This is a genomic window from Photobacterium minamisatsumaniensis (genome assembly GCF_050336695.1).
Lineage (GTDB): Bacteria > Pseudomonadota > Gammaproteobacteria > Enterobacterales > Vibrionaceae > Photobacterium > Photobacterium minamisatsumaniensis.
In genome coordinates, this window is record NZ_JAKJSI010000022.1 from 89,522 (window position 1) to 100,816 (window position 11,295).

Below are 11,295 nucleotides of genomic sequence, written 5' to 3' on the forward strand. Positions count from 1 at the left end.
CTAACGTTAAGCAATTTTATTGCGAAAAAAGCCCGGCATGTATGTGCCGGGCTTTTTCTTTAAGTTTGGTAACCCTGTTAGCGCAGTGCTTTTAATGCCGTGTTTACTGCAGCGATACGCTGAGCTGTTAATTGCTCTTTGATGTCTTTCCCTTTATAGCCCGCCTCGACAATTGGCTTCACGGCAACTGATTCTGCGGCACAGAAAGCACCAAGGAAAATATCGGCTTGTAGGTAGGGATCGTTCTCAAACCCCGTTCGACCTCTGACATCGGCTCGGCAACACAATGCCAATTGTTTCACTCGCTCTGGCTTTCGCCATGCATCAATTTGATCGAATATATCAATAAAGGTCGCAGGGCGAAGTTCGGCGGCAAAGTGGAGCTTGGTATGTTGCGCACACACCATGAGAGCGGTATCTCGATAGTCATTAGGAATACGCAGTCGCTGGCAAAGCCCTTTGATGGCGGCAAGCCCTGTTTGGCAGTGCATCTTATGGCTCGGCCACTCCTCGGGAGGGGTGAGTGCTTTACCTAAATCGTGAACTTGAGCGGCAAACCGAATCAATAAGTCATTACTGAGTTTTGCCGCTTGTTCGGCAACTAATAGGGTATGAATACCGCAATCGATCTCAGGATGCCACTTGGCGGGTTGAGGCACGCCAAACAGATCGTGAATTTCAGGCATGATCACTGCTAATGCCCCGCATTGGCGCAGTATTTTGAGGAAAATTTCGGGGTTCTGTGTGTGTAAAGACTTTTCCCATTCCATCCATACGCGTTCTGGCGTTAGGGCTGAAAGTTCACCAGCAACAACCATTTCTTGCATTAATGCGATGGTTTCCGGGGCGATAGTAAACCCGAGATGGGCAAAACGTGCGGCAAAACGTGCAACTCGAAGCACCCGCAGTGGATCTTCTACAAAGGCTGGAGACACATGGCGTAGGATCCTGTTTTCTAAATCACTCAGCCCCTGATAGGGATCGATGTATGTGCCATCACTATCTTGCGCGATAGCATTTACGGTGAGGTCTCGACGTAATAAATCCTGCTCAAGGGTAACATCTGGCGCCGAGTGACAAATAAACCCTGTATACCCTTTCCCTGATTTACGTTCAGTTCGAGCAAGCGCATGCTCTTGTTTGGTTTTTGGGTGAAGAAAGACAGGAAAATCACTGCCCACCTGGGTATACCCTTTGGTGAGCATTTCTTGTGGTGTTGCCCCAACGACAACCCAGTCTTTATCTTTGACTGCAAGTCCAAGTAGGGCATCGCGGACAGCCCCGCCGACTAAATATGTCTGCAATGTCTTCACCTTTTTCGACAGTAATACTTACTTTTGTGCAAGAATTATATCAAATAGATTCGTGATATCTAACAAGAGTCGAGTAAATCGTGACTGTTGATTCAGTCTAGAGGCTTTTCCTATACATTTACTTTAGACGAAGGTAGTTTACTCTTTCCCCCCCTTTTAGCGCATTGTGAGACAGGTTGGCATGTATAAGGACTTTTTTGGGATAACGGAACCCCCTTTTTCAATCGTGCCTAGTGCGCGTTTTCTCTATCTCAGTGAACGTCACCGCGAAGCGTTGACCCACATGTTGGCAAGCTTAAGTGGCGGCGGCGGCTTTGGGCTCCTGACTGGTGAAGTCGGCACCGGAAAGACCACCGTGTTACGGGCACTGATCGCACGATTGCCACAAGAAACACAAGTTGCCGTTATTCTTAATCCATCTCTCTCGACTCATGAGTTGCTGGCGAGTATTTGCGATGAGTTTGCGATTGAATACCCGCAAGATGCCAGCCTTAAAGTACTGACCAATGCTATTTATCAACATTTGCTCGCGAATCATAGCCAAGGCAAGCAAACGCTGCTATTGATTGATGAAGCGCAGCATCTTATGCCTGATGTAATGGAGCAATTGAGGCTGCTAACCAATTTAGAAACAGAAAGCGTGAAATTGCTTAAAGTCGTGTTAGTTGGTCAGCCAGAGTTGCAGCAATTGCTTCAGCAAGAGCGTTTACGCCAGCTTGCCCAAAGGATCACCTCGCGTTATCACCTGCTGCCATTAACCGTTGATGAAGTGAATGAATACATTAACTATCGTTTGCGGGCAGTCGATTGTTTACATTCGGTTTTTGCTCCAGCCCAGACCCAACAGATCGCGAAAGCAACAGGGGGGATCCCAAGATTAATTAACCTTGTGTGTGATAAGTCCATGCAATTGGGGTATCAGCACTCTGTCCATCAGCTTAATAAAGAGTTAGTTGCTCAAGCATGTCAAGAGGTGATGAACTGGCAGCTACCAACAGGGCAGCCCAATGCCACTACAACTCGAGCTGAGAAAAAGCTCGGACCATTGAGTGCGTTAGCTGCTGGTGTACTGGTTGCCGCTGGCGCTGGATATTGGCTCGGTCTTTTACCCTCGGTGCAGCCGGTTTCGCCTACCGAGCAGCCTGTATCGCTCGTCACGGCAAGCAAAGTTATCAACTCGGTAAGTCACAACGCTGAGACAGTAAAGCCCGCTATGACGGCTGAGAGGGCAGATCCACAGCAAGCTGAACATAATTGGCAAGAACGTATGCAACTAGCATCTTCTGAACGTCGTGCGATGCAAGCGCTTTATCAACTGTGGGGCTATGAAACCCAGTTAAATCAGGCTAATTGCGAAAGCGGGGTATTAATTCAATTAAGCTGTTTTGACGGAAAAGGCAGCCTTGAACAGCTTGGGCTGATCAACCGACCTGCCGTTATTACCCTGAAAGAGCCACAAGGTAATGACTATTACGCTGTTGTTTATGCCATTGGTAGCAAAGAGGTACAGCTATTAGTCGCGGGGGAGCGAATTGCCGTTAGCCGACAGTGGTTACAGAAGCGCTGGTCCGGGGGGTACTCCTTGCTATGGCGCCCACCGCTTGGTGATAAATCAGCAATTCGTTATGGTCAGTATGGTCCACGGGTACGTTGGCTTGATAATCAGTTGAGCGCTCTACTTGGACTACCTGCAGGGGCTGACGATACTTTTGAGCAAGAACTACTGGATAAGTTAAGGCGCTTCCAGCGAGCGCAAGACTTGACCATTGATGGTATTGCAGGCCCTCGAACCTTGATGGTAATTGACTCGGCGCTAAACCTTCCGGGACCAACGTTACAACCGGAGAAAAGCTAATGTCGAAGTTGTTATCGGCTCTTGCGCAATCAGAGCCTCAGCAAGCGGTGAGCAAGGTTGCTAATTTTGCTTATTCCCAGCGAGAAAGTAAGCCTGCCGTCAAGCCATGGGGTATACCCCTGATGTTATTTGCAGCCCCCGTCATTGGCCTGCTGTCCTATAACCACTGGTTTGCCGAAAAGTTTGTCGAAAGTCGTCAAGCGACCACAACTACTGTGATGAGCACAGCTCCAGTGACCTCTGCGCCTGATCCTGTTCCGAGTCAGAGGCAGACCGATACGGTGAATACATTGCCGCACTACCCTGATGGGATCAAGCGGTTGGATTACCCTGTGCTTTATACCGAGCCTATGCCACGCTTTCAGCAATCACTCAGGCATACAACGGGTGAGACAACCCGTTTAAGCAACGAGACACGGCAATCGCCCCCACAGAACAGTAACCGTCAAAGTGATAGCTGGGACTTAAATACACTGGATTACTCGGAGCTTTCCCCGCAGATAGCCCGCCAATTTCGCTCGGCAATCGAAGCGACTGGTGGGGGAGAGCCGTTGCCACAACAGCAAGACGAAGCTGAACAGCCAGTATCGAGCCAGATTGAAGCCATGGACTTTGGTGAGCTGCCTGCTTCTGTGCAGGATCGTCTGCCTAGCTTAGACTTTCAGGCTCATATCTACTCTTCATCGGCCGATAGCCGCTGGGTAAAAGTGAATGGAAGTGAGGCGTATGAAGGCGACGAAATAGCACCCGGTGTCAGGCTAAGGCGCATAGAGCCTCGTCAGGTGGTGTTAGACTTTGAAGCTTATTTGATTGCGATGCCAGCGTTATCAGAGTGGTAAAATTAAGTAGGAAAAATAAAAAAAAGCAGCCATTGGCTGCTTTTTTTTATTCGTTAGGCACCGTTAAAGGAAGGGATTAAGCCCAGCCGTTATTGCGTTTGCGGCGACGAGGGATCAGGTGTGGTAAAATTAGACCTAATAGTAAGCCTACGCCAGCAACCATACCACCGTATGTGAACCACTTCATGAGTAGGTCATCTTTTTGCGTATCAATTTGTGCACGCAATTCACGGATTTCTGCTTGGGATGACATGAGTTGTTCGTTCAACTGGCTGTTCTGTGTTTCTAACTCAGTAATTTGCTCAGTACGAACTTGCAGTGAGCTTTGTAAGCTCGCTGTTTTCTTGTCACCCGATTGCAACGCATCCGCTAACGATGCTTTGACTTCCGTCAGCTCTTTTTCTAGCGCTGGCAAACGTTCTTTCAAGCCAACCTGAGTTGAGATGAAATCGCTATTTACCCAGCCGGTACGGCCACGATTATCTTTTACCTGACTAAACCCACTTTCGCGGTTTGTGTTTAGTAACGCAACTTTTGTGCCGGCATTAACGCTGCCAATAATACGGAATTGGGTGCTTGGGCCGTTATGCATGTATGTGAACAAGTTATCGGAGATATACCGAGTCTGTTCTGCTTTCGCTGGCAATGTGACTACCGCGAAGGCAAGTATAAGTAAGCTGATTAGGTGTTTCACAATTTGATTCCTTGGGGGAGCCTATATTTCTATGAGAACACAGATAGTAAAAAGTTTGTGTCTATGGTGCAAGAAAAGAGGGAGGCAATGCCTCCCTCTTTTGAACCTGAGTCAGGTTTAACCAAACACGGCTTGCATCACATGGAAGAAAATGACTGCAAGTAGTGCGCCTGCTGGCAGGGTTACAACCCATGATGCAACGATATTACGTACCACACCAAGGTTCAGTGCTGCAATACCACGGGCAAAGGCAACACCAATGACACCACCGACCAGGGTCTGCGTGGTTGAAATAGGAAGACCTGTACCAGAAGCAAGCACAACTGTTGATGCTGTTGCTAGCTGCGCTGCAAAGCCACGGCTCGGTGTTAGTTCAGTAATACCTGTACCAACCGTTGCCATTACCTTGTGGCCCATAGTCGCTAGACCAACAACGATACCAATACCACCCAGTGGTAAAATCCACCATGCAAGGCTTGTTTTCGCTGCAATCTCACCCATGTTCTGTACTGTTGAAACAACAGCTGATAGTGGGCCAATTGCGTTAGCTACATCGTTAGAACCGTGTGCAAATGCCATGGCACATGCTGTTACAACCATTAGTAGGCTAAATACTCGTTCAACACCAGCGTATCCATTGCTGTTTACTGACGTACCATCATCGTTATATTTACGATTAATATAAATGTAACCAAAAAGCATTATGATAGCTGACACAGCAATAGAGGCAGCCCATGCTTGACCACCTGACAGGTGAAGGCCAACGTGTTTCAAACCCTTTGTTATTGTTACTAAAGCAATGACCATCGCCGTGATAAACATATAAACAGGAACGAAACGCTTGGCATTCGCCAGTGGATTATCAGTATCAAAGATAAGTCGTTGAGCACTGATAAAAATAGCATAAGCAAATAAGCCAGATATGAACGGGGTAATTAACCAACTGCCCACGATACCTTTCACTGAATTCCAATCAACCGCTTCAGGGCCGACAGAAATACAAGCGAAACCGATGATCGCACCGATAATAGAGTGGGTTGTTGAAACTGGCCAGCCCATGAAAGAGGCGACCAATAACCAAGTACCAGCAGCCAGCAGAGCTGACATCATACCGTACACCAGAACTTCTGGATTGGCAGCATAGTGAGAAGTATCGATAACACCCTGACGGATAGTATCAGTTACTTCACCACCAGCTAAATAAGCACCTGCAAACTCGAAAATCATCGCAATGATGATTGCTTGTTTTACTGTTAGCGCTTTTGAGCCAACAGAGGTACCCATAGCATTGGCAACATCATTTGCACCAATACCAATAGCCATTAAAAAACCAAAAAGTGCCGCCACCAAAATAAGCGTGGTGCCGTAGTTAGCCAGGATTTCCATTGTAAAACCTTGTTTTGTTACATAGTTCGCTTAAGAGCGCGATAACATAATTTCAAGTCGCGAGCCAACGCGCTGCGCTTGGTCAGCAATTTCGCCAACCCACTCGAGAATCTTGTACAGGAACATGACGTCTACCGGACTGTATTGGTCTTCGATAGCCATTAATTGTTGACGAAGTTGGATCTGCATACTGTCTGTATCATCTTCGATAACATCCAGTTGGTTGATCATCTCAGCAACAAGTGTCACTTCCCGGCCTTTGAAACCTGTCTCAAGTAGCTCATCAAGCTCATTGATCACTCGATTCGCCTGATTGGCAGCATCGAGACAACGTTGAACATAAGCAACAAAGTCAGGGTACATTTCGGAAGGAATTTGCAATTGGCGCCCGAAGACTCGACCAGCGATATCTTTAGACAGGTTGGCAAGTTTATCCTGTTGAGTTAGTAGGCTAAGCATGTCAGTACGATCGACAGGCATGAATAGACCACGAGGAAGTTTTAGACGGATCTCACGCTTCAGCACATCCGCATCTTTTTCAAGCTGCGAGATTTGCTCACGTAAGGTGGATGCTTTATCCCAATCACCCGCCTTACAGGCTTCGAAGAAAGGAACAAGCAGTTCGCAACACTCATTTACGCGAGTAACATGACGTTGCAGTGGTTTGATCGGGGACTTAGCAAAGAGCCCCATTATAGTATTTACTGGCATAGCCGAATAACCTAGAAAGTGCCTTAAGTGGCTAATTCTTGAGCGATGGTCATTAAGGCGCGAATGTTAACGCATAAGTAAGTATAGGGGAACTATTTTCGATCAAGGTTTTGTTGATATTTCGTGCTTGCCCCTAGAGGCAATTGCCAATATCCTTGGTTTGCCACTGTTTATAGGTATAACTATGGAAACCGAGATAGAACTGAAGTTTTTCGTCTCACCAGAATTTTCGAGTCACTTGCTACACAAAATTGCAAACGCGAAAGTTCTGCAGCAAAGTAGTCGTGAGCTAGGCAATGTCTACTTCGATACCCCAGACCAAATTCTTCGCCAGCATGATATCGGCCTGCGGATACGTCGTTTTGATGATGTGTTTGTTCAAACACTGAAAACTGCCGGGCGCGTGGTTGCCGGATTGCACCAACGGCCTGAATATAATGCAGAGACCACCAGTACAGAGCCTAACTTGGCTTTGCACCCTGTCGGTGCTTGGCCGGAAGGCTTTGATGCCGAAATGGCGCAGCAACAATTATCCCCATTATTTTCTACTGATTTTGAACGTCAGCAATGGTTAATCGCCATGCCTGATGGTAGCCAAATCGAGCTTGCTTTTGACCAGGGAGAGGTAAGCGCTAACGGTAAAACCACCCCTATCTGTGAAGTGGAGTTAGAGCTTAAATCTGGCCAAACTGATGCATTGTTTACCCTTGCCCGTGAGCTTTGTGCTGATGGCGGTATGCGGCTTGGTAATTTAAGCAAGGCAGCCCGTGGCTATCGTCTTGCGGCAGATTACCAAGGCGATGCAGTTAAGCCTTTAGCTTTTGTACCGGTGACGGAACATGAAAGCGTTGAGGCGGTATTTGTCCACACCCTAGAGCACGCGCTCGGCCATTGGCATTATCACGAACAAATCTTTACCGAATGCCAAGACCCTGCCGCTTTAGAGCAAATCTATCAAGCATTGAGCTTGCTTCGTCAGACGCTCGTTATTTTCGGCGGCATGATCCCACGCCGTGCCAGTGCATTACTGCGTCAAGAGTTACAGTGGCTAGAGGGTGAATTGGAATGGTTAGGCGAAGCTGCAAGTATTGAAGCATTATTGGCCGAAAAAGGTCATGTGCTGAAAAAATTGAATGCGCGAAAGACACTGGTTAAACAACTTGAAGCTCGTCAAGCGAAACTGCCTGATACAAAAGAGATTTTGGCATTGCTGGAATCAGCCCGATACTGCAATTTATTGCTTGATTTGAGCCGCTGGATTTTAAGCCGTGGTTGGCAGCCATTCCTTGATGATAAGTCTCGTAGTCGCCTTGAGAGTGGCATTAAAGACTTTTCTGATGGCACGCTCTCCCGTTCATGGCAAGAATTGGTGGATGTCTTTCCTGCCGAACGTCAATTGAATCGTATTGATTACCTTGATCAGCAACCTCGGCTTATTCGTAACCTGATCAGCGGGCTGAATTTTGCAGCACTGTATGATGCTGAAAAACGCCAAGCGTTCAGAATGCCATGGCTTGATTTGTTACGAGGTATTGAAGATCTACGCCAGCTTGAGCCTCTTCATGCATTGGTTGAGCAGCAAGAAGATGAAGAAGATCGCCGTCAGCTAGAAAAGTGGTTATCTCGAAAAGAAGAGTCGTTGATCCATGCGATGGATCAGACGCGTCAAATGGGAATTGAACTTCTTCCCTATTGGCCATAATCATTCATATAGTATGATTCAAATGCCCAGCTCAGACTGGGCATTTTTGTATTTCTGTGCGTGAGAAATCAACGGAGCATTTCCCCTAAGGCTCTCTTTTCCTATGCTGTCTTGCCAGTTGCCTTTCTAGGCTATCGAGCCTATCTAGCAAGCGCTGCTGATTGTTAAGCATTACTTTCCACTCTTGGTTGCGTTGCTCATCAGCTTTTTCTTTCTCATGTCCAGGGTCGGAGATGATATTGCTTACTAGGCCTGCCACCATACCAAAAAGACCCACACCGCAAATGATGATCACCGCAGCTAACGCTTTCCCCAACAAGGTTACTGGGTAGTGATCCCCATAGCCGACGGTCGAAATCGTAACGAAGACCCACCACAGCGCATCAACAGGGTCTTTGATGTTCGATTCAGGTACATTGCCTTCGATGATTAACATCATGGCAGAGCCGACGGAGACTAATACGGTTAATAGCAAAAAAATGGAGGCTACGGTTGCCTCGCGTCGGTTGCGATGGAGTTGATCAATGATGTGGTGGCTCGAACGGATCAATCGAACAACTCGAAACACCTGAATTAAGCGAGCAAAACGTAACTGTTCAATAACCGGGAGGCTGGCGAGAAAGTCAGGCCAATGGTGTTTCAGATAGAGTGTTTTTTCTTTGCTTCGGAAAAAATCGGTCAGTAATTGGCACCAAAAGATCAGGCAGATAAAGGTATCAATACCCAGAAGTAGGGTGTAAGCGTTATTGCTTTTAGGTATGAAAATCATACATGTGACAATTGTCAGTGATAGAAACGACAAAACAAGTGCCATTAAGCTCATTGGGTTAAGTTCATGTTTGACGACGTCGATCTTTTTCATCATTAAATCTTTGAAATTCCCTGCCGATATATACAATGGATTAAGTTGTTTCGGGGTGCAAAATAAATCGCGTTTCAAGTAAGTGAGTCAAACATAGCGTGCTGACCCCCTCTTTTGCCACTGCCATCTCATCTGCTTTAAGTTGATGGTAATTGGCCATCATAGAATATATGGAGATTCTACATGACCAAAATGGTTTTTAAACCATGGGAGCAAGGACTAACAAACATTCGCCTGATACCTAAATTGGTATTATTGATGGTGTTCAGTACAGCCTTGCTAATTGGTAAACAATTATGGGATGCGAATACTTTTTACCTGTCTGTTGTCGATATTCAGAAAGATAGAGCACAAGAGCAAGCGCAATCAAATGCCGCTATGTTGGCAGAGTTGATGTCGAGCCGTGAATCAGTGGCTGAGGCTGAAGCGGTGATTACAGCGCAGGCTGCGACGATGAACTCAGGGTCGTATATTTATTTGGTTGAACGTGACAGCGGTAACATCTTTGGTCACCCAACGGCCTCTTCATTGAATATGCTAACAGGCAGTGTTGACGGACAAGCAGAACTTGGCCGAGTCCTACAGCAATTTTCTGGCAGCGATAGCCTCATTATCGATAATCAAAGCCGTTTTGAATACGCCGTTACGCTTGCTGAGTGGAATTGGGTCGTCGTGGCCTCCCAATCAGCGGCTGAAGCTGAGGTGTATTATCAAAATTATTTAATGCAGGTTGCTTGGCAAACCGTGCTGATGATTGTGGCCTTTGTGGTTATTTTGCTCGGTGGATCCAGTGTCATGTTACGCCAAACGCGTTACTTAGCTGACAATATCCAACGCCTTGCTGCACGGGACTTGTCTCAACCGATAGAAATGAATTGCCGCGATGAGTATGGTGATTTGGCGCGAGAGTTAGAGAAAACCCGTCTTCAGTTACGTGATGTAATTTGTAACCAGCGTGATGCTTCAGGTGAGCTTTCAGGCTTGGCGGAAGTGATGTCAATTAGCATGGTTGAGACTAAAGAGTCGGCAAAAGAAGAATTTAATGAAATCGATCAGCTTGCCTCGGCGATGAGCGAAATGAGTTCGACGGTGCAAACGGTTGCGGGTCATGCTCGCGAAGCCTCAAGCGCAACAGAGGGTACATCAGAGCAAGCGGTTCAAGGGCAGCAATTCGTTTCGCGGACGATTGGTACGATTAACCAGCTATCACAAGATATCAGCCAGTCAGCCAATGCTGTTAATCAGGTTGAAGAACGTGTTGAGCAGATCGGCAGTGTGATTGTCACGATTCAAAGTATTTCAGAGCAAACCAATTTATTGGCGTTGAATGCCGCGATAGAAGCAGCACGAGCTGGGGATGCTGGACGAGGCTTTGCCGTTGTTGCCGATGAGGTTCGAAATTTAGCCCAGCGTACACAAACTGCGACGGTTGAAATCCAAGAAATGATCTCTCAACTGCAAAATAGTGCCAATCAAGCTGTTGGCTTGATGGAGCAGAGTGTCGTTGAAGCGGCTGAAGGGGTTGAGTTGGTGACCAGCGCTGGCGGAGAGCTGGATAAGATTGTTGATCAAGTTAAGTTGATCAATGACATGAATTTCCAAATAGCGTCGGCGGCAGAGCAGCAAAGTGCGGTAGCCGATGAAATGAATCAAAACCTCACAAATGTACGTGAGTTGGTTGAAGCTTCCGTTGTTGTGGTAACCGAGTTATCTGAAACGTCAGATATTATGCAAGGGCATGCGACGGAACTGGAAGATAAAATCCAAGCCTTTACCGTATAAATTTAAATGCTACCGTTTGATAATGCTCGCGTGTAATACGGCGATCTGACATTTATCTGATCGGCATTCGCGTCAAGCTAACAAAACCCATCCACAACGCCCGCAATTCGCGGGCGTTGTGGTATCTTGGGGAGCACTCATAGGCAGGCTT

At 46.9% G+C, this 11,295-nt stretch carries 9 protein-coding genes; 4 read left to right on the forward strand and 5 right to left on the reverse strand.

Features of this window, described 5'->3' with window-relative positions; all coding sequences use genetic code 11:
* Positions 1-77 precede the first annotated feature (77 nt).
* Positions 78-1,304: a multifunctional CCA addition/repair protein gene (locus L4D78_RS12485; protein WP_428467224.1), complete on the reverse strand. Its 1,227-nt coding sequence runs from the start codon at positions 1,302-1,304 to the stop codon at positions 78-80.
* 190 nt (positions 1,305-1,494) lie between these two features.
* On the opposite strand from L4D78_RS12485, the gene L4D78_RS12490 reads away from it, so the two are divergent.
* Complete coding sequence (locus tag L4D78_RS12490) at positions 1,495-3,168, forward strand: ExeA family protein (RefSeq protein ID WP_428467225.1); 1,674 nt, start codon at positions 1,495-1,497, stop codon at positions 3,166-3,168.
* Positions 3,168-4,007, forward strand: a complete 840-nt coding sequence (locus tag L4D78_RS12495; RefSeq protein WP_428467226.1) for a general secretion pathway protein GspB — start codon at positions 3,168-3,170, stop codon at positions 4,005-4,007. Before L4D78_RS12490 ends, L4D78_RS12495 begins: the two co-directional genes overlap by 1 nt.
* Before the next feature lie 76 nt (positions 4,008-4,083).
* Here the strand turns inward: L4D78_RS12495 and L4D78_RS12500 are convergent, their stop codons facing one another.
* From L4D78_RS12500 to L4D78_RS12510, 3 genes are all read right to left on the reverse strand, one after another.
* Complete coding sequence (locus tag L4D78_RS12500) at positions 4,084-4,701, reverse strand: TIGR04211 family SH3 domain-containing protein (protein WP_428467227.1); 618 nt, start codon at positions 4,699-4,701, stop codon at positions 4,084-4,086.
* Positions 4,702-4,818: 117 nt separating this feature from the next.
* Positions 4,819-6,087, reverse strand: a complete 1,269-nt coding sequence (locus L4D78_RS12505; protein ID WP_428467228.1) for an inorganic phosphate transporter — start codon at positions 6,085-6,087, stop codon at positions 4,819-4,821.
* Positions 6,088-6,117: 30 nt separating this feature from the next.
* Positions 6,118-6,798 (reverse strand): TIGR00153 family protein, encoded by a 681-nt coding sequence (locus L4D78_RS12510; protein ID WP_428467229.1) that lies wholly within the window; start codon positions 6,796-6,798, stop codon positions 6,118-6,120.
* Between the two features lie 184 nt (positions 6,799-6,982).
* Here L4D78_RS12510 and L4D78_RS12515 point away from each other — a divergent pair, with 184 nt between their 5' ends.
* Positions 6,983-8,500, forward strand: coding sequence for a CYTH and CHAD domain-containing protein (locus tag L4D78_RS12515; RefSeq protein WP_428467230.1), 1,518 nt, complete (start codon positions 6,983-6,985; stop codon positions 8,498-8,500).
* Positions 8,501-8,585: 85 nt separating this feature from the next.
* On the opposite strand, the gene L4D78_RS12520 is transcribed toward L4D78_RS12515, so the two are convergent.
* Positions 8,586-9,362, reverse strand: a complete 777-nt coding sequence (locus tag L4D78_RS12520; protein ID WP_428467231.1) for a potassium channel family protein — start codon at positions 9,360-9,362, stop codon at positions 8,586-8,588.
* Positions 9,363-9,545: 183 nt separating this feature from the next.
* On the opposite strand from L4D78_RS12520, the gene L4D78_RS12525 reads away from it, so the two are divergent.
* Positions 9,546-11,144, forward strand: coding sequence for a methyl-accepting chemotaxis protein (locus L4D78_RS12525; RefSeq protein WP_428467232.1), 1,599 nt, complete (start codon positions 9,546-9,548; stop codon positions 11,142-11,144).
* Positions 11,145-11,295: the final 151 nt, after the last annotated feature.